The organism is Brevundimonas sp., assembly GCF_035626535.1.
In the GTDB taxonomy this organism is placed as follows: Bacteria; Pseudomonadota; Alphaproteobacteria; order Caulobacterales; family Caulobacteraceae; genus Brevundimonas.
This window is the reverse complement of record NZ_DASPNO010000060.1, coordinates 1-26,311: the sequence shown is the minus strand read 5'-3', so window position 1 is coordinate 26,311 and position 26,311 is coordinate 1. Positions and strand designations below refer to the sequence as shown.

At 69.2% G+C, this 26,311-nt stretch carries 24 protein-coding genes; 8 read left to right on the top strand and 16 right to left on the bottom strand.

All coding sequences use genetic code 11. The annotated features are described in order from the left end of the window. Positions 1 to 9 precede the first annotated feature (9 nt). Together VEC04_RS09505 and zapE are read right to left on the bottom strand one after the other, a co-directional pair. Positions 10 to 525, bottom strand: coding sequence for a YbjN domain-containing protein (locus VEC04_RS09505; protein WP_324776185.1), 516 nt, complete (start codon positions 523 to 525; stop codon positions 10 to 12). Between the two features lie 67 nt (positions 526 to 592). After that, positions 593 to 1,705: a cell division protein ZapE gene (gene zapE / locus VEC04_RS09500; RefSeq protein ID WP_324776183.1), complete on the bottom strand. Its 1,113-nt coding sequence runs from the start codon at positions 1,703 to 1,705 to the stop codon at positions 593 to 595. Between the two features lie 164 nt (positions 1,706 to 1,869). On the opposite strand from zapE, the gene VEC04_RS09495 reads away from it, so the two are divergent. Genes VEC04_RS09495 through VEC04_RS09485 form a run of 3 tightly spaced genes read left to right on the top strand, consistent with a single transcriptional unit; the run spans position 1,870 to position 5,366 of the window. Next, entirely contained in the window at positions 1,870 to 2,916 is a 1,047-nt protein-coding gene (locus VEC04_RS09495) for an aspartate-semialdehyde dehydrogenase (protein WP_324776181.1), read from the top strand. Positions 2,917 to 2,951: 35 nt separating this feature from the next. Further along, positions 2,952 to 3,881: an EamA family transporter RarD gene (gene rarD, locus VEC04_RS09490; RefSeq protein ID WP_324776179.1), complete on the top strand. Its 930-nt coding sequence runs from the start codon at positions 2,952 to 2,954 to the stop codon at positions 3,879 to 3,881. 27 nt (positions 3,882 to 3,908) lie between these two features. After that, entirely contained in the window at positions 3,909 to 5,366 is a 1,458-nt protein-coding gene (locus VEC04_RS09485; protein ID WP_324776177.1) for an MFS transporter, read from the top strand. Here VEC04_RS09485 and VEC04_RS09480 read toward each other — a convergent pair. Continuing rightward, positions 5,351 to 6,484 carry a serine hydrolase domain-containing protein gene (locus VEC04_RS09480; RefSeq protein ID WP_324776175.1) on the bottom strand — a complete coding sequence of 378 codons (1,134 nt, stop codon included), beginning with the start codon at positions 6,482 to 6,484 and terminating at the stop codon, positions 5,351 to 5,353. The genes VEC04_RS09485 and VEC04_RS09480 overlap by 16 nt on opposite strands. Beyond that, positions 6,481 to 7,710: a TIGR03862 family flavoprotein gene (locus tag VEC04_RS09475; RefSeq protein ID WP_324776173.1), complete on the bottom strand. Its 1,230-nt coding sequence runs from the start codon at positions 7,708 to 7,710 to the stop codon at positions 6,481 to 6,483. Before VEC04_RS09475 ends, VEC04_RS09480 begins: the two co-directional genes overlap by 4 nt. A 48-nt stretch (positions 7,711 to 7,758) precedes the next feature. Here VEC04_RS09475 and greA point away from each other — a divergent pair, with 48 nt between their 5' ends. From greA to ligD (VEC04_RS09460), 3 genes are all read left to right on the top strand, one after another. Then, entirely contained in the window at positions 7,759 to 8,235 is a 477-nt protein-coding gene (gene greA / locus VEC04_RS09470) for a transcription elongation factor GreA (RefSeq protein WP_324776171.1), read from the top strand. A 129-nt stretch (positions 8,236 to 8,364) separates the two neighbouring features. Next, entirely contained in the window at positions 8,365 to 8,508 is a 144-nt protein-coding gene (locus VEC04_RS09465; protein WP_324776169.1) for a hypothetical protein, read from the top strand. Positions 8,509 to 8,575: 67 nt separating this feature from the next. Next, a complete protein-coding gene (gene ligD / locus VEC04_RS09460) occupies positions 8,576 to 11,173 on the top strand; it encodes a DNA ligase D (RefSeq protein WP_324776167.1) in 2,598 nt (865 codons plus the stop codon). A 266-nt stretch (positions 11,174 to 11,439) separates the two neighbouring features. On the opposite strand, the gene VEC04_RS09455 is transcribed toward ligD (VEC04_RS09460), so the two are convergent. The 6 genes from VEC04_RS09455 to VEC04_RS09430 form a co-directional block, all read right to left on the bottom strand. Beyond that, positions 11,440 to 12,306: a Ku protein gene (locus VEC04_RS09455; RefSeq protein ID WP_324776165.1), complete on the bottom strand. Its 867-nt coding sequence runs from the start codon at positions 12,304 to 12,306 to the stop codon at positions 11,440 to 11,442. Positions 12,307 to 12,360: 54 nt separating this feature from the next. After that, positions 12,361 to 14,121, bottom strand: a complete 1,761-nt coding sequence (locus VEC04_RS09450) for an ATP-binding protein (RefSeq protein WP_324776163.1) — start codon at positions 14,119 to 14,121, stop codon at positions 12,361 to 12,363. A 3-nt stretch (positions 14,122 to 14,124) separates the two neighbouring features. Beyond that, positions 14,125 to 14,664: a YfiR family protein gene (locus tag VEC04_RS09445; protein WP_324776161.1), complete on the bottom strand. Its 540-nt coding sequence runs from the start codon at positions 14,662 to 14,664 to the stop codon at positions 14,125 to 14,127. Between the two features lies 1 nt (position 14,665). Then, positions 14,666 to 16,606, bottom strand: coding sequence for a TonB-dependent receptor plug domain-containing protein (locus VEC04_RS09440; protein ID WP_324776159.1), 1,941 nt, complete (start codon positions 16,604 to 16,606; stop codon positions 14,666 to 14,668). Positions 16,607 to 16,720: 114 nt separating this feature from the next. Next, complete coding sequence (locus VEC04_RS09435) at positions 16,721 to 18,400, bottom strand: response regulator (protein WP_324776158.1); 1,680 nt, start codon at positions 18,398 to 18,400, stop codon at positions 16,721 to 16,723. Further along, positions 18,397 to 19,896 (bottom strand): ATPase domain-containing protein, encoded by a 1,500-nt coding sequence (locus VEC04_RS09430; RefSeq protein WP_324776156.1) that lies wholly within the window; start codon positions 19,894 to 19,896, stop codon positions 18,397 to 18,399. Before VEC04_RS09430 ends, VEC04_RS09435 begins: the two co-directional genes overlap by 4 nt. Positions 19,897 to 20,453: 557 nt before the next feature. Between VEC04_RS09430 and VEC04_RS09425 the strand changes: the two genes are divergently transcribed. After that, on the top strand, positions 20,454 to 20,687 hold the full coding sequence (locus VEC04_RS09425) for a hypothetical protein (RefSeq protein ID WP_324776154.1): 234 nt from the start codon (positions 20,454 to 20,456) through the stop codon (positions 20,685 to 20,687). Here VEC04_RS09425 and VEC04_RS09420 read toward each other — a convergent pair. Continuing rightward, complete coding sequence (locus VEC04_RS09420; RefSeq protein ID WP_324776152.1) at positions 20,681 to 20,983, bottom strand: hypothetical protein; 303 nt, start codon at positions 20,981 to 20,983, stop codon at positions 20,681 to 20,683. The two genes, VEC04_RS09425 and VEC04_RS09420, sit on opposite strands and share 7 nt — an antisense overlap. Positions 20,984 to 21,099: 116 nt before the next feature. Between VEC04_RS09420 and VEC04_RS09415 the strand changes: the two genes are divergently transcribed. After that, entirely contained in the window at positions 21,100 to 21,678 is a 579-nt protein-coding gene (locus tag VEC04_RS09415; protein WP_324776150.1) for a demethoxyubiquinone hydroxylase family protein, read from the top strand. Here VEC04_RS09415 and VEC04_RS09410 read toward each other — a convergent pair. From VEC04_RS09410 to groEL, 5 genes are all read right to left on the bottom strand, one after another. Further along, positions 21,675 to 22,001 carry a hypothetical protein gene (locus VEC04_RS09410; RefSeq protein WP_324776148.1) on the bottom strand — a complete coding sequence of 109 codons (327 nt, stop codon included), beginning with the start codon at positions 21,999 to 22,001 and terminating at the stop codon, positions 21,675 to 21,677. The genes VEC04_RS09415 and VEC04_RS09410 overlap by 4 nt on opposite strands. 30 nt (positions 22,002 to 22,031) lie before the next feature. Then, a complete protein-coding gene (gene ligD / locus VEC04_RS09405) occupies positions 22,032 to 23,012 on the bottom strand; it encodes a non-homologous end-joining DNA ligase (RefSeq protein ID WP_324776146.1) in 981 nt (326 codons plus the stop codon). A 1,186-nt stretch (positions 23,013 to 24,198) separates the two neighbouring features. Next, a complete protein-coding gene (locus VEC04_RS09400) occupies positions 24,199 to 24,603 on the bottom strand; it encodes a hypothetical protein (RefSeq protein WP_324776144.1) in 405 nt (134 codons plus the stop codon). 195 nt (positions 24,604 to 24,798) lie between these two features. Beyond that, the gene (locus VEC04_RS09395; RefSeq protein WP_324776142.1) at positions 24,799 to 25,152 is read right to left on the bottom strand and encodes a hypothetical protein; all 354 of its coding nucleotides are present in this window, start codon (positions 25,150 to 25,152) and stop codon (positions 24,799 to 24,801) included. A 238-nt stretch (positions 25,153 to 25,390) separates the two neighbouring features. Then, on the bottom strand, positions 25,391 to 26,311 hold a 921-nt coding region (gene groEL, locus VEC04_RS09390; RefSeq protein WP_324776140.1), incomplete at its 5' end, for a chaperonin GroEL.

The following is a 26,311-nucleotide window of genomic DNA, read 5'->3' as shown; positions in this document are numbered from 1 at the left end:
GAGGTTCCGCTATTGCGCGGCGGCGAAATATCCGACCGTCGTGCCGAAATCGCCCACCAGGTCCAGCCACAGGGCCGTGTGGTCGGTCAGCTGCTCGACGTCGGAACTGTGGATCAGCACGTCGTACTGGACCACCGCCGTATTGTCCCCGCCCGCCTCGCCGGGCCTGAAGAAGGCCTTCAGGAAGCGGCGATCGCGGTTCCAGTCGTTGATCATGGTCGGGGTGATGGTCGGATTGGAGAAGCTGGCCGCGTACTGGATGTCGCCGCAGAGGTCGGCCTGGCAGCTGTAGAAGAAGATCACCCAGTTCAGCGGTCCGTCGGTGATGCTGATCCAGGTCTCGCCCTCCCGGCGGTTGACCTCGCTGACCGTGCCGCCCTTCGAGATCAGCCATGACCGGACCGCCTCGACGGAGACGGTCGGATCGGTCGCCGTCTGGACGGGGGCGGCGGGAAAGGCGGTCGCGGCGGCGGGTGCGGCCATGGCCATGACGGCGGCGGCGGCGAAGGTGGCCAGACGGATCATCGTTTTCTCCTGCGAGCCTTCACCTATCGACGGATGGCGGGCGAAATCAAGGCGCTCCGCGGACCGCTCAGTCCCGTTCGCGGGCCAGCCAATCGGCCCCCGCCATCTCGTTCAGCCGCGACACGGTCCGCTCGAACTCGAACGCCCCCACACCCTCGCGATAGAGCGCTTCCGGTGGCGCCTCGGCCAAGGCCACCAGCCGCGTTCCCGCCTCGTAGAGGGCGTCGATCAGGGTCACGAAGCGGCGCGCCTCGTGGTGATTGGCCGGGCCCAGCACCGGCACGTTCTCGACGAACAGGGTGTGGAACCGTTCGGCCACGGCCAGATAGTCCTGCGGTCCCAGCGCCCGGCCGCACAGTTCGGCGAAGGTCGCCCGGGCCAGCCCGCCGTCGGTGCGCTCGATGACCACGTCCCGGCCCAGCACGGTCAGGTGGGCCGGGCATTCCTCCTGCTCGCCCTTCAGGTCCGACCACAGCGCCTCGAACCCGGCCCGCGCCGGCGCGTCGGGGGGCGTGAACCAGACCCGGTCGCCCATCAGCCGGTCCAGCCGCCAGTCGCGCGCGCCCGCCACCGACACCACCTCGCAACGCGCCTCGATCAGGTCGATGAAGGGGAGGAACAGCTCGCGGTTGATCCCGTTAAGGTACAACTGGTCCGGGGCCCGGTTGGATGTCACCGCCAGCACCACCTTCCGCTCGAACAGGGCCTCGAACAGCCGCCCCAGGATCAGGGCGTCGGCGATGTCGGCGACCTGCAACTCGTCGAAACATAGCAGCCGCGCCTCCGAGGCGATCAGCTCCGCCACCGGACGGATCGGATCGTCGCCCTTCCACTGCCCGAACACCGCCTTGCGCGCATCCGCGTCGCCTTCGCGCCACTGCCGGATCAGGCCGTGCACCCGTGCCATGAAGGCGTGGAAATGGGCGCGCTTCTTCCGCTTCTCCGGCGCGCAGGCGAAGAACAGGTCCATCAGGATGGACTTGCCCCGCCCCGGCGGCCCCCACAGATAGACGCCCCGCACCTCCGGCGGTCCGCCCAGCAGCCCGCCCAACCGACCCTTCCTCCCAAGGTCGATCTCCAGCCGCGCCAGCGCGTCGACCACCGGGACCTGCGACGGGTCGGGCGTCAGTCGGCCGTCGGCCAGCCGCTTTTCATAAGCAGCGCGTATGCGTGATCCCATCCTTCTCGGCCTTAACGGCGCCAGCCGTCGCTGAAAAGCGATTGCTTCGCGCCTGCGAAGGCCCACATAGAGCCATCGTCGTCCGGCACGGTCGGCATCACTCAATTTTGCGCTCAAGCAGCGAGGCTCCGCGAGCCGAGCCTGGCGCGTCGAAGGACCACCTCATGGGCTACAAAGTCGCCATCGTGGGCGCCACCGGCAATGTCGGCCGGGAGATGCTGAACATCCTCGAGGAACTGGAATTTCCCGTCGACGAGATGCACGCCCTCGCCTCGCGCAAGTCGAAGGGCGTCGAGGTGGCGTGGGGCGACAAGGTCGTCAAATGCCGCGACATCGAGGAGTTCGATTTCTCGACCGTGGACATCGTGCTGATGAGCGCCGGCGGTGACGTCTCGCGCCAGTGGTCCGAGAAGATCGGCAAGGCCGGCCCGATCGTGATCGACAACTCCTCGGCCTTCCGCAAGGACCCCGACGTGCCGCTGATCGTGCCCGAGGTGAACCCGGACGCCATCAAGCTGGCCCGCAAGAAGAACATCATCGCCAACCCCAACTGCTCGACCGCCCAGCTGGTCGTCGCCCTGAAGCCCCTGCACGACGCGGCGAAGATCATCCGCGCGGTGGTCTCGACCTACCAGTCGGTGTCGGGCGCCGGGAAGGAAGGCATGGACGAGCTGTGGAACCAGACCAAGGCCATCTACGGCCTCGGCGACGCCACGCCGAAGAAATTCCCGAAGCAGATCGCCTTCAACGTCATCCCCTACATCGGCTCCTTCCGCGACGACGGTTACACGGACGAGGAGGCCAAGATGTGGGACGAGACCCACAAGATCCTCGATCCATCGATCAAGCTGACCGTCACCTGCGTCCGCGTGCCGGTGTTCGTCGGCCATTCGGAAGCGGTGACGCTGGAATTCGACCGCCCGATCAGCCCCGACGAGGCTCGCGCCATCCTGCGCGAGGCCCCCGGAGTCATGGTCATCGACAAGCAGGAGCACGACGGCTACATCACCCCCGTCGACGCCTCGGGCGAGCACGCCGTCTACGTCTCCCGGATCCGCAAGGACCACACGGTCGAGAACGGCCTGTCGCTGTGGGTCGTCGCTGACAATCTGCGCAAGGGCGCCGCGCTCAACGCCGTCCAGATCGCCCAGCTGCTCGACGAAACCGGGACCATCAAACCCTCGTCCGGATATCGCACCCTCACCGTCTGACCTTCCGTTCGCCCTCCCCGGCGAAGGAGATGACCATGTCCGTTTCGACCGGCCCGGATCAGGGCCGCGCCGCCCTGCTGTCCGCCTTCGCCTGCTACGGACTGTGGGGCGTGATGCCCCTGCTGTTCATGGGACAGGCGGCGGTCGGCTTTGACGCGCTCGAAATCCTCGCCCACCGCGCCCTCTGGGCCGTGGCGGTAGCGGGGCTGCTGGTCTGGCTGGCCAAACAGGGCGGACAGGTCCGCGCCGTCTTCGCCTCGCCGCGGACGCTGGCGTGGCTGGCCTTTTCGACCGTGCTGATCGGGCTCAACTGGGGCATCTACGTCTGGGCCACGACCCACGAGGCCACGCTCGAGGCCAGCCTCGGCTATTACATCAACCCGCTGCTCAACATGGTCGTCGGGCTGTGGCTGTTCCGCGAGAAGATCGACCGCTGGGGCTGGATCGCCATCGGCCTCGCCGCCGTCGGGGTGCTGTTCCAGGCGCTGGCGCTGGGCCGGCCGCCGTGGATATCCATCGTCCTCGCCCTCAGTTTCGCTACCTACGGCGTGATCCGCAAGCGTGTGCCGATCGACGCCCAGGCCGGCCTGCTGGTCGAGTGCCTGCTGCTGGTCCCGTTCGGCCTCGCCTGGGTGCTGTGGCTGCAGCACACCGGCGCCGGCGTCGCCTTCGACAGCCCGATCAACACCGTCTGGGCCTTGGCCAACGGCCCCGCCACGGTGCTGCCGCTGGCCCTGTTCGCCTGGTCGGCGCGGCGTTTGCCGCTGTCAACTATCGGCTTCATCCAGTTCCTCGCCCCGACCCTGCAATTCATGGTCGGCGTCTGGGCCGGCGAGGCGCTGACCCCGCTGCGGGTGGTGTCCTTCGCCTTCATCTGGGGCGGGGCCGGGGTGTTCGCGGCGGCCGCCTTCTTCCGCGTCCGGGCCGCCCGGCAAGCCTTGAAGAACGCAGCGGAACCGGCCTAGCTTCCGATCCCCCGTCCGGAGCGCGCCATGGCCGATCCATCGTTGTCGGCCTCCCGCAAGCGCTGGATTCTCGTCGCCACCGTCCTCGGCTCCAGCCTGACCTTCATCGACGGCTCGGCGCTGGGCGTGGCCCTGCCGGCGATCCAGAACGACCTCCGGGCCGGTCCGGCCGCTGTTCAGTGGGTCTCCAACGCCTATCTGCTCACCCTCGGCGCCCTGGTGCTGATCGGCGGCGCCGCCGGGGACCGCTTCGGCCGCCGCAAGGTGTTCGTGATCGGCGTCGCCCTGTTCGCTCTCGCCTCCATCGCCTGCGGCCTCGCCCCCACCGTCGAGCTGCTGATCGCCGGACGGGCGGCGCAGGGCGTCGGCGCGGCCCTGCTGACCCCCGGCGCGCTCGCCGTCATCGGCTCCGCCTTCCCGCCGGAGGAGCGCGGCAAGGCCTTCGGCACCTGGGCCGGGGCGGGAGCGGTCTTTGGCATGATCGGCCCGCTGGTCGGCGGCTGGCTCGCCGACGCCGCCGACTGGCGCCTGATCTTCTGGATCAATGTGCCGCTGGCCGCGCTAACCATCGCGGTCACCCTCAAGGCCGTACCGGAGAGCCGCGACGAGCAGGCGAGGGGCCTCGACTGGCGCGGCGCCCTGTTCGCGATGACCGGCCTCGGCGTCCTCACCTGGGCCCTGACCGCGGCGCCGGACCTCGGCTGGAGCGATCCGTCGATTCTGACCGGCCTCCTTGGCGGGATCGTCCTGCTGGCCGCCTTCCTGTTCGCGGAGGCGCGCCAGCGTCATCCGATGATGCCCCTCCGCCTGTTCCGCTCGCCGGTGTTCAGCGGCGTCAATCTGCTGACGCTGCTGCTCTATTTCGCGCTCGGCGGGGCGATGTTCTTCCTGCCCTTCGATCTGATCCGGGTGCACGGCTGGAGCGCCACCGCCGCCGGCGCCGCCATGCTGCCCTTCGCCGTCATCATGGGCCTGTTCTCGGGTTACGCCGGCAAGCTGGCCGACCGCTTCGGCGCCCGGCTATCGCTCAGCCTCGGCCCGATCCTCGCCGGCTTCGGCCTCGCCCTGCTGGCCCTGCCCGCCCCGGGCGCGGGCTATGTCGACGGTCCGCTGGCCGGGATGATAGCCATGGCCGTCGGCGTGACCCTCGCCGTCGGACCCCTGACCGCCGCCGTAATGGGCGCGGTGCCGGAGGGCCATACGGGCGTCGCCTCCGGGATCAACAACGCCGTCGCCCGCGTCGCCGCCCTGCTCGCCATCGCCTTGCTGGGCGTCATCCTGTCGGCGGTGTTCGTCGCCCGGGCCGACAGCCCCGACGCCCGGGCTCTCCTTGGTGAAGTGATGGGCGGGGCCGATCTCGAGCCCGCCGCCCGCGGGGCCTTCCACGCGGCCTTCCGCGCCGTCATCCTGACCTGCGCCGGGCTCGCCGTCCTGTCAGGCGTCATCGGCGGTCTGACCGCCCCTCGTCGTCAGAAGACCGAGTAGAGCGCGTCCTGCAGCCGCACCGCCCGCGGGTCGCCGATCAGGTGCGGCGACTGGCGGGTCATCACATAGGCCGCCGACAGCCCCACCTCCGGGTCGGCCCAGACGCAGCTGCCGCCCCATCCGTAGTGCCCCCGGGCCTCCGGGTTCGGCCCGAAAATCTCCAGCCCCCGGTTCGAGGTCCAGCCGGCCGCCCAGCCCATCACGAACGGCAGCACCCGGTCCTGGCCGTGCACCCGCTCGCGCCGCGCCGCCGCCAGCGTGGCCTCCGACAGCACCCTGCGTCCCCCGAACCAGCCGGTCGCCACCACCGTCATCAACCGCGCCAGGTCGGCCGCCGTGCCGTGCAGATTGGCCGACGGGATCTCCGTCGTCCGCCACTCGGTCGCCTCGCGCGGCCCGGGCGACGAGCCCCTGTCGAAGAAGGCCGAGCGCTTGATCGGGTCCAGCCCGCCGAGGCTCGGCGGCGCCGAGGGCTTCCTCATCTGCGCCACCCGGTCGTGTTCCGCCTCCGGCAGGCCGATCCACAGGTCCAGGCCCGGGAAGTCCTCGCGCAGCGCCGTTCCCATGGTCCGCCCGTCGACCAGCCGGAACAGCTCGCCGGCCAGAAAGCCGATGGTGATCGGGTGATAGCCCGAGCCGGTCCCCGGCTCCCACATCGGCGCCTGGGCGCACAGCTTCTCCAGCACCCGCTTGCGATCGAACCAGTCCTGCGGCTCGATCCCCTCGGAGAACCCCGGCAGGCCCGCCTGATGGCTCATCAGCTCGCCGACGGTGATCGCCTCCTTGCCGGCCTGGCCGAAGTCCGGCCAGTAGCTGGCCACCGGCCGCTCGTAGTCCAGCCGTCCCCGCTCGACGCAGGTCGCGATCAGCAGGGCCATCACCGCCTTGCCTGCCGAGAACACCGGCGTCAGCGTGTGGGGTCCGTAGGGAACCGTCTGCGCCGTGTCGGCCCAGCCGCCCCACAGATCGACGACCGGCTCGCCGTCGAGGCAGACGCTGAACCGCGCCGCCCGCTCGTTCAGCCTCTCCGGCGCGTCGGTGAAATTGGCGGCGAAGGCGTCCTTCACCGCCGCGAACCGGGGCGGGCAGACGCCGTGGATGTCGGGGAGGTCGGTCATGCGCCCGTCCTAACGTCCCCGGCCAACCAGTCCAGCACGCCCTCCGCCGCGACGACACCGGAGGCCATCGAGGCCTGCAGCAGGTAGCCGCCGGTCGGGGCCTCCCAGTCGAGCATCTCGCCGGCCACGAACACGCCCGGCATCGCCTTCAGCATCAACCGCTCATCCACGGCGTTCAGCCGCACGCCCCCCGCCGACGAGATCGCCCGCGCCAGTCCCTGCACCCCTGTCAGGGTCAGCCGCACCGCCTTGATCCGCCGCGCCAGCTTGTCGGCCCCTTCCGGCAGGGCACCGGGGATTTCGCGCAGCAGCCCGGCCCCGACAGGCGACAGGCCCGCCGCCTTGCGCAGCCAGTTCGAGACGCTGTCCTTGCCGCGCGGCCTGGCCAGCCGTCCGGCAAGCGCCTCGATCGTCAGGTCCGGCCGCAGATCGACAACCAGTGTCGCCGATCCGTCCCGTTCCACCGCCTCCCGCAGCCCGGCGGACAGGGCGTAGACCGCCCCGCCCTCGAGCCCGTATCGCGTCACCATAGCCTCGCCGCGCACGGTTGTGTCCCCGAACGTCAGCGCCACGGGCTTCAGCGGCTGTCCGGCGAACCGCTCGGCGAACACTTGCGACCACATCACGTCGAAGCCGACGTTGGATGGCCGGAACGGCGCCACCTCGACCCCTTCGGCCTCCAGCCGTTCGCGCCAGCCGCCGTCCGATCCCAGCCGGGGCCAGCTCGCCCCGCCCAGCGCCAGCACCACCGCGTCCGGCCGCTCGACCCGCTCCCCGTCGGGCGCCTCGAACACCCAGCCGCCCTCGCGTCGGCCGACCCAGCGCGAGCGGGTCCGCACCTCGACGCCCAGTTCCGCCAGCCGCGCCAGCCACGCCCGCAGCAGCGGCGAGGCCTTCATCGCCCGCGGAAACACCCGCCCCGACGAGCCCGTGAACACCGGCTGCCCCAGCCCCTCGGCCCAGCCGATCAGATGCGTCGGCGAGAACCGTTCCAGCCACGCCGTCACGGTCCCTGACGCCTCGCCGTAGCGGCCGGTGAACGCCTCCGGCGGCTCCGAATGGGTCAGGTTCAGCCCGCCCCGCCCGGCCATGAGGAATTTGCGCGCCACGGACGGCATGGCTTCGTGCACGACCACGGCGACGCCGGCCTGCGCCAGCCGTTCGGCGGCCATGAGCCCGGCCGGCCCGGCCCCGATCACATGCATGGTCTTGTCTGGAGAACTCATGCGGCCTTCTAGACCGGAACGCGCGGCATCGGCATACGCTTCCTGCCCATGAGCGTCGCCTTCACCCGCGAGGAAGATCTGGAGGCCACGGCCGCCGACCTTCCCGACCGCCCTATCTCGCCCCATCCGAACCTCGTCACCCCCGAGGGACTGGCGCGGATCGACGCCGCCCTCGCCGCCGCGCGCGCGGCCTACAGCGCCGCCCAGGCCCACGGCTCGATCGAGGCCGACCGCACCGCCATGGCCCGCGCCACCCGCGACCTGCGCTACTGGTCCGCCCGCCGCGCCTCGGCCCAGCTGGTCGAGACCCCGCCCGACGGCCGCGTGCGCTTCGGCGGCTCGATGACCATCGAGCGAGAGGACGGCCGCACCCAGACCTGGCGCATCACCGGCGAGGACGAGGCCGACCCCGCCGCCGGCTCGGTCAGCCACGTCTCGCCGCTGGCTGTGGCCCTGATCGGCAGACGCGTCGGCGACGAGGCCGTGGTCGCCGGCCAGACGGTCGAGATCGTCGCCGTCGATTAAACGCCCGTCCATTAACGGTTGTCGCCGGGGCCGACGCGCCCCACCCTGCATGCATCCCGCGCCGCGTCCCCGGCGTTCTCCCGGCGCCCCTCGCGTCAGGCGCAGCCGCGCCGGAAAGGAAGCCCGCCGATGGCCCGCAAGCCCAACTACAGCTTCGAACGTCAGGAGCGCGAGCGCGCCGACGCGAAGAAGGCCGCCGAAAAAGCCGCCGCCAAGGCCGAGAAGCGCGCCGCGGCCCGGGGCGAAAAGCCCGGGGACGAGCCCCAGGACTGAAGCTGAGCGAATTCGCCGCCGGCGCGTTTCACGTCCCTGACCCCTCGGTCGTTGACGGGAGACGCGGGTGCGCGGCGAGCTGGAGACCTACAAGGCCAAGCGGAAATTCAGCGAGACGCCTGAGCCGAAGGGCAAGAAGGGCAAGGCCCGCAAGGCCGGGCTGAAGTATCTGATCCAGCGCCACGCGGCGACGCGTCTGCACTATGACTTCCGCATCGAGCTGGACGGGGTGCTCAAGTCCTGGGCCGTGACCAAGGCCCCGTCGCGAGACCCTTCGGTCAAGCGGCTGGCGGTCGAGGTCGAGGATCACCCGCTCGACTACGGGACCTTCGAGGGGACCATCCCGGCCGGCAACTACGGCGCCGGCACGGTGCAGATGTGGGACCGCGGCACCTGGGAGCCGCAGGAGGATGACCTCGACGCCGCCTTCAAGAAGGGCAGCGTGAAGATGATCGTCCATGGCGAGCGCCTGCAGGGGAAATGGGCCCTGATCCGGCTGCGCTCCGATCGCGGCAAGCCCTCCAAGCGCAACAACTGGCTGCTGATCAAGGAGAAGGACGAATACGCCGTGCCGGGCGAGGGCGACGCCAACATGGAGATCGACGCCTCGGTCGCCAGCGGCCGCAGCCTCGCCGAGATCGCGGAGGGCCGGAAGCGCTGGCTCTCTCCGGCGAAGACGAAGAAGGCGGCGCCGCCCACGCCCGAGGCTCGCCCAGCCGTGACCAGCCACGCGTCGAAGCCGCACGCCTTCGTGCCGATCCAGCTGTGCAAGATCGCCGACTATCCGCCGCAGGGGACCGGCTGGGCCCACGAGATCAAGTTCGACGGCTACCGGCTACAGGTTGCCTCGGGCGGCGGCCGCGCGACGATCCGCACCCGAAAGGGCCTCGACTGGTCGGCCAAATTCCCCGAGCTCGCCGCCGACGCCGCCCTCTGGCCCGACGCCGTGGTCGACGGCGAACTCTGCGCCCTGGCCGAGAACCACATGCCCGACTTCTCGGCCCTGCAGGCGGCCATCGCCGCCGGCAAGACGGGGGATCTCGTCTATTTCGCCTTCGACCTGCTGTTCGAAGGCCCGGAGGACCTGCGCGGGCTGCCGCTGTCGCACCGCAAGGCGCGGCTGCAGGCGTACATCGACCGCATTCCCAAATCCGCCGGCAAGCGCATCCGCTACGTCGACCATTTCGCCACCACCGGCCAGGCCATCCTCGAGAGCGCCTGCCGCATGGACCTGGAAGGCGTCATCTCCAAGAAACTCGATGCTCCGTACACGGAGGGCCGCTCCACGACCTGGCTGAAGTCCAAATGCCGCGGCGGCGACGAGGTGGTCATCGGCGGCTGGACCTCCGAGGGCGACCGGTTCCGCTCCCTGATCGTCGGAGTCCAGGACGAGGGCGGCCTGCGCCACCTCGGCCGCGTCGGCACCGGCTACAACCAGACCCTGCTCAAGACCCTGCTGCCGAAGCTCAAGGCGGCCGAGACGGACAGGAGCCCCTTCGTCGGCAAGAACGCGCCGAGGAAGTCGCGCGCCGGGGGCATGACCATCCACTGGACCGCGCCCGTGCTGGTCGCCGAGGTCGAACACGGCGGCTACACCGACACCGGCTCGCTGCGCCAGGCCGCCTTCAAGGGTCTGCGCGAGGACAAGCCGCCGTCCGAGGTGACCGAACGGCCGCACGCGCCCGCCGACCTTGCGAAGGAGCCGGGCAAACACTCGTCCTCCTCGCCGCTGGCCATGCCCGGCGAGCGCCCCGGCAAGTCGGCCAAGGGCAAGCTCGTCATCTCCGGCGTGACCATCTCCAACCCGGACAAGGTGCTGTGGCCCGCCGCAGACGGCCGCCCCGCCATCACCAAGGCCGAGCTGGTGCGCTACTACGAAATGGCGGCCGAACGGATCCTGCCCCACGTGGCCGACCGGCCCGTCTCGATCATCCGCGCGCCCGAGGGCATCGGCGGCGAACGCTTCTTCCAGCGCCACGCCATGCCCGGCTCCAACCCCCGCCTGAAGCTGATCGATGTGAAGGAGCGCAAGCCCTACGTCGGCGTCGTCGATGTCGGCGGCCTCGTCGCGATCGGCCAGTCGGGCGGGCTGGAGTTGCACCCGTGGGGCTGCAAGCCCGGCGACCCGGAAACGCCCGACCAGATCACCTTCGACCTCGACCCCGACGAAGGCCTCGACTTCGCCGACGTCATCGCCGCCGCGAAAACCATGCGGAAGGAGCTGGAAGGCCTCGGCCTCAACCCCTTCGTCAAGACCACCGGCGGCAAGGGCCTGCACGTGGTCGTCCCCATTCTCGCCGACGCCCGCAGCCGCATCGAATGGGACCAGTGCAAGGCCTTCGCCAAGGAGGTGTCCGAGATCGTCCGTCGCCGCGACCCCGACCATTTCACCACCACCATCGCCAAGAAGGCCCGGGGCGGGAAGATCTTCCTCGACTATCTGCGCAACGGCCGCATGGCCACGGCCGTCGCCCCCTGGTCCGCCCGCGCCCGCCCGGGCGCCGGCATCGCCTTCCCGCTGTCCTGGGGCCAGGTGAAATCCGGCCTCGACCCGAAGGCCTACACCCTCCACGACGCCGCCGCCCTGCTGAAGAAACCCGATCCGTGGAGGGACTTCAGGGATGGCGCGGTGAACCTCCGGCCGGTTCTGAAGAAGGTGCTCTGACCCGCTAGAAGGACCTTTTCCGGCCTGCCCCGCCGTCGAGAGTAGCGCCCGAACGCCGCCATCCCGCGAAGGGCGATGACGGCGATCAACCCCAGCGCCAAGCCGACGGCGATCAGGATCGGGTACAGCTCTGGCGGCGGGATGAGGTCGGGCGCCAACTGACCATGGTATTCGGCCCCAATGGGCGTGCCGGGTTCAACGAGACCAACAGCATGGCGCGCCTAGGTTACCGATTGGCTCAGGGCTGACCAATCCGGTCAAGACCGTTAGGCCGCCTTCTTCTTCGCCGCGGTCTTCTTGGCTGCCGGTTTCTTCGCGGCCGCCTTCTTCGCCGGCGCCGTCTTGCGCTCTCCGCCCGCCGATCCCTTCAGGCTGGCTCGCAGCGCCGCCATCAGATCGACCACGTTCGTGTCGTCGGGCTCCGGCGCCTCGACCAGCTTCTTGCCGCCCTTCTGCTTGGCCTTGATCATCTCCTTCAGGGCGTCGTCGTAGCGGTCCCTGAACTCGCTCGGATCGAACTCCGCCTCCTTCTGGGCGATGATCCGGGTGGCGATGTCGACCATGTCCTTGTCGGCCTTCACCGTCGGGATGTCGTCGAAGAAATCGGCTGCGTCGCGCACCTCCTCGTGCGGGCGCAGGGTGTAGGCGACCAGCCCCTTGCCCCGCACCTCCAGCGCGATCTGGCGCTCACGGTTACGCAGCACCAGACAGCCGATGGCGATCTTGCCCGCCGCCTTCATGGCGTCGCGGATGACGGCGAAGGCCTCGGCCCCGACGCCCTTCTCCGGCACCACATAGAAGGGCGAGTCCCAGTACAGCCGGTCGATGTCGTCCTCGTCGACGAACTGGTCGATGTCGATCGTCCGCGTGCTCTCCAGCTTGACCTTGTCAAAATCCTCGTCGTCGAACAGCACATATTCGTCCTTCGACACCTCATAGCCCTTGACCAGATCCGAGCGCTCGACCGGCCCGGCGTCAGGGTCGGTCGGCACCATGCGGATGCGGTTGTTGGTCTCGGGATTGATCAGGTGGAAGCTGACGTGGCTCGCCGCAGAGGTCGCTGTGTAGAGCGCCACCGGGCACGTCACCAGGCTAAGCTTCAGATGCCCCTGCCAGGTCGGTCTCGCGGCCATGATCGCCTCCTCGTCTCAGGTTCGGGAGTCGAACGCGGCGGGCGGTGGATTCGTTCAGGCGGTCCGTTCGGACAGGGTTGCGGCCAGCGCCTCGGAAAGGCCGTCGATGCCGTAGGGCTTGAGCAGAAGGCGGAAGGCCTCGCCCGTCGCCGCCGACGCCGCCTCGCTGAAGCCGGTGGTCAGCAACACCGGCACGGCCGGCATGCGCCGCCGCACCTCCTGTGCGAGGCCGAGGCCGTCCATCTCACCCGGCATGACCATGTCCGAGAACACCAGATCGAACCGGGGATCCTTTTCGAGCAGCGCCAGCGCCTCCGCCGCATTGGCGACCCGCACGTGGCGATAGCCGAGGTCGCCCAGCATATGGCCGACCCCGGCCGCCACGGCGTCGTCATCTTCGACCAGCAACAGACGCCCGGTCGCCTTGCGCTTCGCCCGGGGCTCCTCGGCGGCGGCCGGCGTGACGAGCCCGGCGCCGGCCGGGGTCCTCGAGCTGCGCGGCAGGCACAGGGTGAAGGTCGTGCCCACGCCCTCGCGCGATTCCACGCTGATGTCGCCGCCCGACGAGCGCACGAAGCCATAGACCTGCGACAGGCCGAGGCCGGTGCCGCGGCCGACTTCCTTGGTGGTGAAGAAGGGCTCGAACACGCGTGACGCCACCACGGCCGACATGCCCGCGCCGGTGTCGGCGATCTTCAGGCACACACGGTCCGGCGTCTCGTCGTCGCCTGGAATATTGCAGCCCGACACAGTCAGCGTGCCGCCTTGGGGCATGGCGTCCCGGGCATTCACCGCGAGGTTGAGCAGGGCCAGCTCCAGTTCGCCGCGGTCGGCTTCGACCGGCCACAGGTCGGCCGAGAGGTCCATCACCACCTCGATATCCTCGCGCAGCGACCGCTCCAGCAGGAAGCGCAGCCCCTCGATGTGGCCGCGCAGGTCCAGCACTTCGGCCTTCAACGGCGAGCGCCGCGCGAAGGCCAGCAGCTGGCGGGTCAGCGCCGCGCCGCGCTCCACGGCCTGGCGGATTCCAGCGCTCAGTGTCTTCCGTCGTTTGGGATCGTCCGTCCGGTCGAGCAGCTCGATGCCGCTCGACGCCACCATCAGCAGATTGTTGAAGTCATGGGCGATGCCGCCGGTCAGCCGTCCGATCGCCTCCATCTTCTGGCTCTGGCGCAGGGCCTCCTCGGCCTTTTCCCGCTCGACCATCTGCTGTTGCAGCAGGGCGTTGGCGCGCACCAGTTCGGCGGCCCGGTCGGCGAGTTGCCGGTTAGCCCGCCTCAGGGCGCCCTGGGCCACGGCCAGGACGACGACCACCAACGCCGCCAGCCCGAGAACCAGCAACAGGCCGGCGTAACGGCTGAAGCGCTGCGCCCGCGGGGTTTCCAGCAGCTTCAGTTGAACGGCTCCCAGCCTTTGCCCCGCCTCCTCGACCGGCCGGGCGACCAGCAGGTGACCGTCGTCGAACATCGTCGCGCGCTCGCCGGACGCCGCCGTGTGGAAAACCGTCTCCCCGTCGCGGACGAAACTGGCCACCATCCGGCCGTTCTCGTCATAGACCGCGGCGGTCAGCACACTGGGGTTGATCTGCACGGCGTTGACGTAGTCCTGCGCCGCCTCGGCGTCGTCGAAGGCCAGGGCCCCGCTGACGGCCGAGGCCAGCAGGTCGGCCTGGGCGCCTGCCTCGCGCGCGGTCTGCAGCCTCAGGGATTGTTCGTTCAGCACCGCGATGGCCACCCCCGCGATCAACAGCACCAGCAGCGAGGCCAAGGCCACGATGGGGAAGGGGCTGTAGCGGAGGCGGGCGACCCAGGGCATGCCTCAGCCTCCCCGCACGCTGAGGGCGAGGTTGAGCAGGCGCGAGCTGATCGACAGCCGGCTCCTCGACGCCGCCTGCAGATCGATGTGGAACCGCACCCGGTCGTCGTCGATGACGAAATGGATCATGCCCCGGTCGGACGACACGTTTCCGTCGGTGACCCGCAGGACCGGCCGCTGGCCGTCCCGGACCATGCCTCCGCCGCCCCGTCCGACGTAGAGGATGTGGCAGCCCGCCGCCGCCTCGGCCGTGTCGGGCCGCCGCACCGCGAGCGCCCGCCCGTGCGCCGTCTGGCCCCGGACGGCGCGGTCGAGCGCGCCGTTGAACGGATCGCGGCCGACCACGCAGATCACCACCGGCGACTGGCTTGTGGCGAAGGACTGCGCCGGCCATTCGACGAAGGCCGCGAACCGCACCAGGTAGTTGGCCTTGACCGAATATTCGAGACTCGTCTGCGCGGGCCGGGGCGCGGCGGCGACGTGAAGCGGCAAGCTCCAGAGCAGGGCGAGCAGCACCAGGATGGAGGCCCGCCCCTGGATCATCTCAGAAGCTCACCTGCAGGGCGCCGAAGACGGTGCGGCCGAAGGCCCGGCCCCGGATGGGATCGCCGGTCTCGACCCGCCGATCCTCGATAAGGTTCTGGCCGGTCAGCGACAGCTCCAGCCGGTCCGTCAGCTGCCAGCCAAGCCTCACATCGGCCTCAACATAGTCGTCGACGACGGCCAGGTCGCCGACCGCCCGCAGCCGCACGTCCAATTCTACCGCGTCCGTCAGGTCGTGCTGCGACCGCACCAGCACCTGATAGTCCGGGTCGTCGCCGATCGAGATCAGGCCGCTGATGTCCTCCGGGGTCGGGGTGGGGTCGTAGTCCTTGGTCAGGGTGCTGACGCCGGCGCTCAGTCGCCACGTCGGCGACACGTCGTAGCTACCCCAGGCCTCGACCCCCCAGGTCTTCGCCTCGCCGTGGTTGGTCAGGGTCAGCGGCAGGAAAGTCGCCGGGTTGACCGAGACCGTCCTCAGGCCGTCGTAGACGTTGTAGAAGGCGTTGATCGAGAACGACATCCGGGGCCGGGGATTGGCCCGGTAGCCCAACTCCCAGGCCGTCGCAGTCTCCGACTGGAAATCCCCCCCGACGAGAAATCCCGGGAAGGTCAGGTCGCGCTCGATCCGGTTTGGGGTCCGGCTGGCGCGGCTCACCGCGGCCCAGAGCAGATCGCCGCCTGGCCGCCGCCACGCCAGCCGGACATTCGGCAGGAATTCCTGGCCCGAGAAGCTGTTGTCCTCGAACTTCGCCCCCACCGTCAGGGTCAGGCCATGGTCCAGCGCGATCTGGTCCTGCACGAAGAGGTTGGTCAGCGTCAGCGTACGCTCGGCTGGATCGAGAAAGGCGATGCTGGACGTGGCGAAGAACCGGGACTCCACCACCCGGTGACCGGCGCCCAGGACGACCTGGTGGGGGCCGAACGCGAAGGCATGCTGCACCGACAGATCCCAGGTGTCCGCCTCCTCGACCGAGTCCGGCTCCGTTCGTTCGTACCGGTCGTAATAGGCCTGGACCTGAAATTCGCCGCCGGCCAGCGGCCGGTTCCAGCGGCCGAGCACACTGGCTCCCCTCACGCTGGTCTCGACGCCCAGCAGGTTTTCGTTGACCGCCACCTCGTTGTCGAAGGCGTCGCCCTGTAGGGTCAGCCGGTCCTCGCCGATCGACCAGTCCGCCCGCACGCCCGCCCGCACGCCCCGGGCGTCGTCATTGGCTTCCGCGCCGGTCACGGACTGGCTCTCGTTCCTTCGGTGGCCGGTCAGCCACGCCCGCCACGAGCCCGCCCCGCCGAAGTCGCCGCCATGGCGCAGGGCCAGGGCGTCGTCGTCGTCGCCGGCTCCCACGCTGAGCAGCGTCCCGCGGCTGTCGTGCGCCGACCGGGTGATGATATTGATCACCCCGTTCATGGCGTTGGAGCCGTACAGCGCGCCGCCCGGACCGCTGATCACCTCGATCCGCTCGATGTCCTGCAGCATCACGTCGTGGGCGTCCCAGAGCACCCCCGAGTTCAGGGTCGAATAGATGCTGCGGCCGTCGATCAGCACCAGCAGCTTGTTCGAGGTCTCGTAGCCGTTGAAGCCGCGCGCGCTGATCGCGTAGTCGACCGCGTTGACCCGCTGAACACTGAGGTTGGGCGCCAGCCGCAGCACCTCGGGCAGGCTGGTCGCGCCCGAACGGCGGATGTCGTCGGCGCTGATCACGAAGATCGCCGCCGCCGCGTCGGCCAGCGCCTCGGGTCGCCGCGACACCGAGGTGACCTCGACCATGGCCAGCTCTTCCAGCGACAGCCGCGCCAGATCCTGGTCGTCCGGACCCAACCCCATCGTCTGCCGCGCGATCGCCGCCGTATCCGGTGACGCGGCCGCCGGCGTCTCCTCCGCCTGGGCCACTGCAGGCAGGACCAGAAGTACCGCCGCGGCGGCTCCCCGCCGGAACTGTCGCATCGACACATCCCCCGTCGCTCTCCCGCGAAGGGCTGCAACGCTTCTGGGCTCAATCAGTTGCCGAAGCGTAAGCCGTTTCCGTACGTCACAAAACCCGCCGACCCGGCGCTTCGCCTATGCGGCCACGAAACTTCGCGACAGCTTGCGGGCCAGTTCCGCCTGGACGAACGGCTTGTGCACGATCTCGTGGTCTCCGATCCCCATCAGCGCCTCGGCGTCTGCATAGCCCGTCGCGAACAGGATCGGCACCCGGGGACGCCGCGCCCGCAGCTCCCGGGCCAGGTCGGCGCCGTTCATGCCCGGCATGGCGAAATCCAGGACCACCGCGTCGATGCCGTCGAGACGCTCGATCAGGTCGAGCGCCGCCCCGCCGCTGCCCGCCTCGACGACATTGTAGCCCAGATCGGTCAGCAGGCCGGCTGTGACTTCGCGCACCGCGTCGTCGTCGTCGACCACCAGCACCAGAAGGTGATCCGCGTGGGCGGAGGGCGCCGCTCCGGCGTCGGCGCTCCGGCTCGCCGGCGCGACGTTGGCCTTCGGCAGGAACAGCTTGATGGTCGTGCCACGCCCGATCTCGGTCTCGATGCCGACGCCGCCCCCGGACTGTTTGGCGAGTCCGAACACCTGGCTCAGGCCGAGACCGGACCCCTTGCCGACCTCCTTGGTGGTGAAGAAGGGCTCGAAGGCGCGGGCCCGGACCTCGTCGCTCATGCCCGAGCCGGTGTCGCTGACCGCGACCATGACATACTCCCCGGGGGGCGGAGCCTCGGGCTCCTCCGGTTCGCCGAGCACCACGTTGGCGGTGCTGATCGACAGCGTTCCGCCCACCTCCATGGCGTCGCGGGCATTGATCGCGAGATTGAGGATGACCAGCTCGATCTGAGTCGGATCGATCATCGCCGGCCACAGCTCCTCCGCCAGCTGCGGCGCCGCGATTTCCACACTGCCGCCGATCGTGCTCTGCAGCAGGTCCCGCATGCTCAGCACGGTGTCGTTGAGATCGACCGGCCGCGGCTCCAGCTTCTGCTGGCGCGAGAAGGCCAGCATCTGCGCGGTCAACCGGGCGCCCCGCTGCGACGCCTCGCTCATCATCGCCAGACGCCGCTTCAGCACCGGATCGTCGGCGTGCTTCCGCATCTGTTCGACATTGCCGAGGATCACGGTCAGCAGATTGTTGAAGTCGTGGGCCACCCCCGAGGTCAGCTGCCCGACCGCTTCCAGACGCTGCGCCTGGCGCAGGGCCGACTCCACCTTCTCCCGCTCGAAGATCTGCGAGGCGAGCTGCCGGTTGGCGGCTTCCAGTTCGGCGGTGCGCTCGGCCACCCGCCGTTCCAGCGTCGCCTCGGCGCGCCGGATCTCCTCGATTCGCTCGCGGGCCTCATATTGCCGCCGGCGCCCCCGCAGCGCCGTCCGCACCGCGCTGACCAGCGTCGTCGGGTGGAACGGCCGCTCCAGGAAGCTGACGTTGCCCAGCGTCACCGACAGGCGCTGCGCCGCCGGATTGCGCTCGACGCTGCCGCCGCGCTGGGTCAGCACCACGAACGGAAAGTCCGACCACGACGGCTGCGCCTCGATCCACGCCGCCAGTCCGGTCAGGTCGCTGTCGCGCAGGGCCTCCTCGACCACCACGGCCAGGCCGGCGCCCTGGTCCAGCCGGCCGCGCAGGGCTTCCAGCGTGTCGCAGACCAGCGCCGGCACCCCCGCCTCCTTCAGAATGGCGGCGGCGATGCCGGCGTCGCGGCCCGTCGGCGCCAGCACCAGCGCGCGCTCCGAAAGATCCCCCCCGTGGCTCATGCCGAGGCGTCGCCCATCAGGCCCGAGCCCTGCCCGACGAAGTTCGGCACGCCGCGCAGCACGCCCTGGAAGCCCTGAAGCGGCTCGCCCATGGTCAGGCCGCTGGAGTCGATCTCGAACTCGCGGATGGTCTTCTCATGCCCGCCGGCGCGCTTCTTGATCACCGACACGGCCCGCCGCACATGCCCGACCGCCTCGAAATAGCGCAGCAGGATCACCGTGTCGGCCAGATAGGTCACGTCCACCGGCGCCTTCATGTCGCCGACCAGCCCGTGCTGGGCCACGGTCAGGAAGGTCGAGGCCCCCTGCCGGTTCAGATACTGCAGCAGCTCGTGGATGTGCAGTACCAGGAACTGCTCCTGCGGCATCGCCGCCTGGTAGCCGTTCAGGCTGTCGATGACGACGGTTCTGATCTGCTTCTCGGCCACGCAGGCCCGCACCCGGGAGGCGAACTCGCCCGGCGACAGCTCGGCCGCGTCGACCTGTTCGATGATCAGCGATCCCTCGCTGCGCATCGACTCCAGATCGATGCCCAGGCCGCGCATGCGGGCGAACAGCAGCCCCAGCTCCTCGTCGAAGATGAACAGCGCCGCCTTCTCGCCCCGCTTCACCGCCGCCACCGCGAAATTCAGCGCGAACAGCGACTTGCCCGTGCCCGCCGGCCCCAGGATCAGGGCGCTGGAGCCCCGCTCCACGCCGCCGCCCAGCAGGGCGTCCAGCCCCGCCACCCCGCTCGACACCGGGCTGCGCTCGAAGGCCGTGCGGTGTTCCGAGGCCACGATGCGCGGATAGACCTCCAGCCCGCCGGTCTTGATGGTGAAGTCGTGATAGCCGCCGCGGAAGCGCCGCCCGCGGTATTTGATCACCCGCACCCGCCGCCGCTCGGCTCCGTATTCCGGCGCCAGCTCCTGCAGCTGGATCACCCCGTGCGCCACGCTGTGCACCGTCTTGTCGTTGATGTCGGTGGTCAGGTCGTCGAGCAGCAGGACCGTCGCCCCGCGCTTGGCGAAATAGTGTTTCAGCGCCAGCACCTGGCGCCGGTACCTCAGCGAGCCCTGGGCCAGCAGCCGGATCTCCGACAGGCTGTCGATCACCACCCGCTGCGGCCCGGTCCTGCCGACCGCCTCGAAGATCATCCGCGTGGTCTCGCCCAGCTCGAGGTCGGAGGAATACAGCAGGCTCTGCTGCTGCTGCTCGTCCAGCAGGCTCTCCGGCGGGACCAGCTCGAACAGCTCGACGCCCTCCAGCGACCAGTCGTGCGACCGCGCCGTGCCGCGCAGCTCCTCCTCGGTCTCCGACAGGGTGATGTACAGGCACCGCTCGCCCTTCGCGGCCCCCTCGATCAGGAAGCTCATGGCCGCCGTCGTCTTGCCGGTGCCCGGACTGCCCTCCAGCAGATAGATGCGGTCCCGCTCCAGCCCGCCGGCGAGGATGTCGTCCAGCCCGGAAATCCCGAACCGCGCGTCGTTCCCGCCCTTGATTCCGCCGTCCTTCATGCGTCCTCTCATCGCCTAGCTGGGCCGTAACGCACGGCTATCGAGAAGGTTACACGGCCCCATTCCGTCCCGTTTCCGGCCGGCGCCGGTCAGGCGGCGGCGGGGGGAGGGAGCTTCCCGGCCCCGGCTTCACCCCGGGTGAAGCCGGAAAAATTCGGTGTGGCAGAGTCGGCAGAGTCGGCAGGGTCGACACGAAATTCGGTGTGGCAGAGTCGGCAGAGTCTGCATCGGGGCCCTGGGTGGCCCTGGGGTCTTTTGGGGGGCCGGGCGCGCCTCCGGCGGCGTACGGCGGTTCGATTGTCAAAGACCGGCTGGCGAAGGACAGCAGTATACGCCCGCCCCGCAATGCGGACGGAAGACCGCCTCGAGAAAACGCCAAGGGGCTGAAAAGGCCGAAGGTATTCTCCGCTATCGGACTATAATTCCGCGGATCGCCGGCACGGCGTCAGGCTCCCGGCCGGAGGGGGAGGGCCCCGGAGACACGCCCCCCGACAATTGCGCCGCCCCGCCGCATCGAACCGGCCGGGCCCGCGTTAGGCCCCGGAACAGGAGCCTCCATGGCCAGTAAAGACACCGCCCCGAAGCTCCGCTTCCTCATGCTCGCCGCCGGCGGGGTCACCGCCCTGGGGCTGCTCCTGTCGGGGGTCGTCTTCGCCGACGGCCTGCGCCGCGACTTCTCCGACGCCGACCGGGCGGAGTCCGAGGCCGCCGTGGCCCGGATGGACGCCGCCCAGGCCCGCGCCGACGAAGCTCGCGCCAGGTCCCAGAAGCACGTCTACAAGGGCTATTGAGCCCCGGCGGGCTCCTGCAGCACCCCCAGCACCTCGCCGAACAGGTCCTGCGCCTCCCGGTCGCCCAGCGCCTCGAAGTCCACCCCGGCCGTCATCCGCTCCAGCCGCCGCACCACCTCGCCGCAGTCCGCCCGCGCTCCCGGCCCCTCGTCCAGCACCCATTCGGCGATGGCGGCGATGCTGGCCAGCGCCTCCTGGTCGGTCATCTGGCTGTCCTCCAGCCCCGCCACGGCCGCGATCTCCCCGATCTCGCGCAGGGCGCGGCGGCAGGTGTGGGGATCGCGGGAGGTGGGCATGGCGGGCCAACGTGCGGGGAGGGGCGGGGGTTCATATCCTCCCACGGAGTGAGGAGGGGGACCGCGAAGCGGTGGAAGGGCAAGACGGCCGCACAGCTTCGTGCCACCCTCCGGGCATGCCCTCCACCGTCGCCCGCATTCTCAAGGTCAACCACGGCGGCGAGCACGGCGCCTCCCGCATCTACGCCGCCCAGATCGCCGCCGCCCGCTGGCGCTGCCCCGAGCTCGTGCCCGAGCTCGCCGAGCTGCTGGCGCACGAGCGCCGCCACGAACAGATGTTCCTCGCCCTGGTGCCGTCCCGCGCCGCCCGCCCGTGCCGGCTGATGCCGCTGTGGGCCCTCGGCGGCTTCGCCCTCGGCCTGATGACCGGGTTGGCGGGCCGCACCGGCGTCTTCATCTGCACCGAGGCCGTCGAGCGCACCGTCCACCGCCACCTCGACCACCAGCTGGCCTGGCTCGCCGCCGACCCCGCCCGCGCCGACCCCGAGCTCGCGGAGGCCATCGCCGCCATCCAGACCGAGGAGGAAGGCCACCTCGCCTGGGCCGCCGAACGCCGGCCGCCGCAGACGGGGGCCGCCCGCGCCCTCTACGGCGCCGTCGCGGCCACGGTCGAGGCGCTGATCTGGCTGTCGACGCAGGGGGAGAGCGGGAGGTTGGGGCGGGAGATGACCGTGTCGCGGAGGCGGGTTGCCTAACCCTGCGGGGCTGCCGGTCCCGCGAACACATCTGACCCCGAGGTCTCCAGCGCCCCCAGCACCTCGCTGAACAGGTCCAGCGCCTCCCGGTCGCCCAGCGCGTCGAAATCCACGCCAGCCGTCATCCGCTCCAGCTGCCGGATCACATCGCCGCAGTCGGGCCGCGCCTCGGGCGCCTCCTCGATCACCCATTCAGCGATGGCGGCGATGCTCTGCAGCGCTTCCTGATCGGTCATCTGGCTGTCGGGCAGCACTGCCACGGCCGCGATCTCTCCGATCTCGCGCAGGGCCCGGCGGCAGGTGTGGGGATCGCGTGAGGTCATGTTCGCCAAACGCCGTGCGACTGCGCCGGTTCACCCCTCGCGCCGCACCTCCTCCGGCGCCTTGTCCTCGCGCAGTCCCTTATAGCTGGCCTGCCGCACCCGCCCACTCGCGGTCCACTCCGCGATATCCGCCTGCGCCACCAGCCGGGGCTCGGCATAGTGCAGCCGGTCCCCGCCCGAGGCGGTCGGCTGCGTCTTGCCGGCGAACGGCGAGCGTCCCCGCTCCAGCGCCTTCAGACGCGGGGTCAGCTGCCGCACCTCGCGCTCGCCGAAGCCGTTCTTGACCGACCCGGCATAGATCAGCTCCCCGTCCTCATAGACGCCAGTCAGCAGTCCTTTGAAATGGCCGGTGCGCGACGCCTTCCAGCCGCCCACCACCAGTTCCTGCCCGGGTCGGCATTTCGACTTCAGCCAGACCTGCGTCCGCCCGGCGCGATAGTTCTCGTCCAGCCGCTTTGAGACGATCCCCTCCAGCCGCATCTCGCACGCGGCCCGGTGCAGCTGCCGCGCCGGCGCCTCCGGGAAATGCTCGACGTAGCGGATCGTGTCCTCGATGGCCGGTCCGCCCTCGTCCAGCACGCGCCGCAGCGACGACTTGCGCGTTTCCAGTGCATAGGGCCGCAAGTCGTTCTCGCCCCGGAACAGGATGTCGAAGGCGAAGAACACCAGTTCGTCCGTCCGATCCGCCGCCATCGCCGACTGCAGGGCGCTGAAGCTGGGGTTGCCCTCGTCATCCAACCCACACAGCTCCCCGTCCAGGATGCAGTCCGGCAGTTCCCCCGCGAACACCGACAAAACCCCCAGCTTGCGGGTCCAGTCGAAGCCGTTGCGGGTGAACCACGTCGCCCGCCCGCCCCGCACGTTCAGCTGCATCCGCCAGCCGTCGAACTTGATTTCGTGAATCCACCCCGGCCCCTCCGGCGGCTTGCCGACGAGGGTTGGGTGGGCGATCGGCAGGAACTCGGCCGGCATGAGCGGCGTCCGTTCCAGATCCTGCTTTCTGCGGGCCATGGCGGCGAGTCGAACGGGAGGCGGGGGGATTGGCTCCCGCCCTCCCTCTCCGACGGGTCTGCGTGCCCCACGCGCCCGACCCCGGCTCCCGACCGGGCGCCGGTCAGGGACTGACCGTGCCGGCCTGCCGCGCGAGCGGTTAGGTCCGCCTCCGACCCGTTGCGGACACTAGCCGTCCTCGCCGAACACTGAAGGTTCGATGTCCATGGTCGCTCCGTTCAGTCGCTGCTTCGCGCACGATGAGTGGGAATAGACTTGTTGGATCGGGTCGTCGTTGGATCGCGGACCATCGTGCCAACGCCATAGGCCCTCAAGCGTCACGAGGATCGCCCCGTCGTCCGAACGTTCAATCCCCCGGTCGCAGAACCAACACGAATATTCGGCCATCACCGTAGCTTAGCGTTGGAGATGGCGGCTCCCACCCATAGGTACGTTCGGGTCGTCCGCTCACGGGCGGGACGGCAAAGGCCGCTCTAGGGCGCCTCCTGAATGACCGCTCCCGACCCGTTGCAGACATGCGGATGCGATGCGAGCATCGCGGCATGACACCTGACTTTACCTACGGTTTCGCGATAGGCGTCGCCTTGGTTGTCTAGTGAACATCGTCCACTACCTCGTCCGAAACTGGAAAAAGCTGTAGGCAATGTCCAAGAGGCGTCGGCTTTCCGCGCCCCCGGAGGAATTGCCGGTACTCGGGACTGCTCCCGACCCGTTGCGGACATCGTGGATGCGCGCACCGTGGGATGAGGCGAAGGCTCGCAATGGCCGTTGCCGGATGGGTCACTTCAAATGGTGCAGCGAGGCGAAAGCGTGATCCTGCGGGGGAGACTTCAGGCTGCAGCCAGGTTGGTGAGACGCGCGCTGCGCGCCCCACCAAGAATATCTCAACCGGGCTCGCCGTCGCAGTCAGGATCGAGTTGCGGCTGCGAGACCCAGCAGTCCGACGGATCCCGCGGATTGCAGACGATGTCGATCACATAACAGGGCTCGGGGTCCTGTGCGAGTACAGGAGATGCCGAGGCCAACAGGGCTCCGGCGGCCAAAGGGGCGAGCAAAACGTTGGTAACCAGAGCGCCAACGCTCAGTTTAGCGACTACCATTTCTTCCTCCATTGCCGGCAAGTCCGGCAACGAATGAGCCCACAATACAACCTTCACCGCAAGCGGAATGATACCTTAACGTGCATTCATTCTCTTGCTGGAATGCGGTCTTCCTCGTACAGGCGTTCGGTGATGACGCCGCCTCGGTCTTGCGAGTATTTCCGGCCAACGCGTCCTTCTGCGTCACGATAGACATTGAACTGCGCCCAACGTGGCCGGTCCTCGCTTCCCGGAGGGGCGTATATTGGTGAAAGGTCTATTCCACTGTTGAAGAAGGCGACTGCGTCTGTGTCGATGCCGCAGCCCGGGGGGCTTTCCCGAAGGCTCTGGCATTGGCTCAGCCCCGCATCCCGACCTCCGTACCAGCACTGAAGGACCACATAAGCGACCATCGGCCTGCAGTCGGGGCCTTCCGCCAACGCAGCGGGTTTTGTCGCGCAGGCGGTCAGCGTCGCGATGACTCCCGCCGCGACAATGTGAAGGATCTTCATCACAATCTCCGTTGCATATCGCGTTCAGCGAGTTGTAGCGCCGCAACATCCGGCTGTATCCAGAAAACTTTGCAGCTCGAAGGCGGAGCGAACGTTACCGGAAATAGCCTAAGCTCAAATGATCGCCTCTTGGATTGAGCTCAACGTCCGATTCCCACCCTTAGGTGACGGTCGGCTCCCGACCCGTTGCGGACTTTAGGTTTGGCTGTCGATCACTTCGAGGACCTTGCCGAACCCCACCACCTTTGGACCCTCTTGGATGATCCACTCACTGCCAGCATGGATTTCAGCGGCAAGGCGCGGCCATGACCAGAACGAGATAGGCGTCTCAATCGACTGTCCCGGCAGTAGTTCGACACCCTCTGGCAGATCGATGAAGCCGATGGTCATCTCGCGGTTTTCAGGCCCAAAAAAGTTGTGGTTTGGCCGATAGCTTCCCCGGACCGGACCGGTTCGTCCGCCGTCGCCGGTCGCCAACAAAGTCACGGACGCGACGACTTTTATAAACTCGCCTTGCTCAAACCGATCCTGAAAAACGTAGGGGGTCATGATGCCAAGATAGCAGTCCGGCGACGATCTGGGCAGACCGCACATAAGTCCGCTCACCACCCCTCGCGGACCATCGGACGGTCTGCTCCACGGCCAGGAGCGTCAGCTCCGGCCGCTGGCCGAAAAGCGGCCGATCCAAAGGTTCGCAGTGGAGTGCGAAGCGGAACTTCAAAAAAAGGGCGGGCCCGTCGCCGGACCCGCCCTCTTCTGTTTCAGCTCAGCGAACTGAACTTCCGGATCAGAAGTCCATGTCGCCCATGCCGCCCATGCCGCCGCCCATGCCGCCGCCGGCGCCGCCGGCCGAGGGCTTCTTCGGCGCGTCGGCCACCGCGGCTTCGGTGGTGATCATGATGCCGGCCACGGAGGCCGCGTCCTGAAGGGCGGTGCGGACCACCTTGGCGGGGTCGATCACGCCCATGGCGACCAGGTCGCCGTACTCTTCGGTCTGGGCGTTGAAGCCGTAGGTGGCCGAGGAGTTCTCCAGCACCTTGCCGACCACGATCGAGCCTTCGACGCCGGCGTTCTCGACGATCTGCCGGATCGGGGCCTGGATGGCGCGGCGGATAATGGCGATGCCGGCGGTCTGGTCGGCGTTGTCGCCGGTCAGGCCTTCAAGCGCCCTGGTCGCCTTGAGCAGGGCGATGCCGCCGCCCGGGACGATGCCTTCCTCGACCGCCGCGCGGGTGGCGTTGAGGGCGTCGTCGACGCGGTCCTTCTTCTCCTTGACCTCGACCTCGGTCGAGCCGCCGACGCGGATGACCGCGACGCCGCCGGCCAGCTTGGCCAGACGCTCCTGCAGCTTCTCCTTGTCGTAGTCCGAGGTGGTGTCCTCGATCTGCTTCTTGATCTGGGAGATGCGGGCCTCGATGGCCGACTTCTCACCCACGCCGTCGACAATGGTGGTGTCGTCCTTGGTGATGGTGACCTTCTTGGCCTTGCCGAGCATGTCGATCGTGACGTTCTCGAGCTTGATGCCGAGGTCTTCCGAGATCACCTGGCCGCCGGTCAGGACGGCGATGTCCTCCAGCATGGCCTTGCGGCGGTCGCCGAAGCCCGGAGCCTTGACGGCCGCGACCTTCAGACCACCACGCAGGCGGTTGACGACGAGGGTGGCGAGGGCTTCGCCTTCGACGTCTTCGGCGACGATGACCAGCGGCTT

Coding starts and splice junctions, on each gene's coding strand:
- VEC04_RS09505 (WP_324776185.1), bottom strand. CDS start 525: ATGATCCGTCTGGCCACCTTCGCCGCCGCCGCCGTCATGGCCATGGCC.
- zapE (WP_324776183.1), bottom strand. CDS start 1,705: ATGGGATCACGCATACGCGCTGCTTATGAAAAGCGGCTGGCCGACGGC.
- VEC04_RS09495 (WP_324776181.1), top strand. CDS start 1,870: ATGGGCTACAAAGTCGCCATCGTGGGCGCCACCGGCAATGTCGGCCGG.
- rarD (WP_324776179.1), top strand. CDS start 2,952: ATGTCCGTTTCGACCGGCCCGGATCAGGGCCGCGCCGCCCTGCTGTCC.
- VEC04_RS09485 (WP_324776177.1), top strand. CDS start 3,909: ATGGCCGATCCATCGTTGTCGGCCTCCCGCAAGCGCTGGATTCTCGTC.
- VEC04_RS09480 (WP_324776175.1), bottom strand. CDS start 6,484: ATGACCGACCTCCCCGACATCCACGGCGTCTGCCCGCCCCGGTTCGCG.
- VEC04_RS09475 (WP_324776173.1), bottom strand. CDS start 7,710: ATGAGTTCTCCAGACAAGACCATGCATGTGATCGGGGCCGGGCCGGCC.
- greA (WP_324776171.1), top strand. CDS start 7,759: ATGAGCGTCGCCTTCACCCGCGAGGAAGATCTGGAGGCCACGGCCGCC.
- VEC04_RS09465 (WP_324776169.1), top strand. CDS start 8,365: ATGGCCCGCAAGCCCAACTACAGCTTCGAACGTCAGGAGCGCGAGCGC.
- VEC04_RS09455 (WP_324776165.1), bottom strand. CDS start 12,306: ATGGCCGCGAGACCGACCTGGCAGGGGCATCTGAAGCTTAGCCTGGTG.
- VEC04_RS09450 (WP_324776163.1), bottom strand. CDS start 14,121: ATGCCCTGGGTCGCCCGCCTCCGCTACAGCCCCTTCCCCATCGTGGCC.
- VEC04_RS09445 (WP_324776161.1), bottom strand. CDS start 14,664: ATGATCCAGGGGCGGGCCTCCATCCTGGTGCTGCTCGCCCTGCTCTGG.
- VEC04_RS09440 (WP_324776159.1), bottom strand. CDS start 16,606: ATGCGACAGTTCCGGCGGGGAGCCGCCGCGGCGGTACTTCTGGTCCTG.
- VEC04_RS09435 (WP_324776158.1), bottom strand. CDS start 18,400: ATGAGCCACGGGGGGGATCTTTCGGAGCGCGCGCTGGTGCTGGCGCCG.
- VEC04_RS09430 (WP_324776156.1), bottom strand. CDS start 19,896: ATGAAGGACGGCGGAATCAAGGGCGGGAACGACGCGCGGTTCGGGATT.
- VEC04_RS09425 (WP_324776154.1), top strand. CDS start 20,454: ATGGCCAGTAAAGACACCGCCCCGAAGCTCCGCTTCCTCATGCTCGCC.
- VEC04_RS09420 (WP_324776152.1), bottom strand. CDS start 20,983: ATGCCCACCTCCCGCGATCCCCACACCTGCCGCCGCGCCCTGCGCGAG.
- VEC04_RS09415 (WP_324776150.1), top strand. CDS start 21,100: ATGCCCTCCACCGTCGCCCGCATTCTCAAGGTCAACCACGGCGGCGAG.
- VEC04_RS09410 (WP_324776148.1), bottom strand. CDS start 22,001: ATGACCTCACGCGATCCCCACACCTGCCGCCGGGCCCTGCGCGAGATC.
- ligD (WP_324776146.1), bottom strand. CDS start 23,012: ATGGCCCGCAGAAAGCAGGATCTGGAACGGACGCCGCTCATGCCGGCC.
- VEC04_RS09400 (WP_324776144.1), bottom strand. CDS start 24,603: ATGAAGATCCTTCACATTGTCGCGGCGGGAGTCATCGCGACGCTGACC.
- VEC04_RS09395 (WP_324776142.1), bottom strand. CDS start 25,152: ATGACCCCCTACGTTTTTCAGGATCGGTTTGAGCAAGGCGAGTTTATA.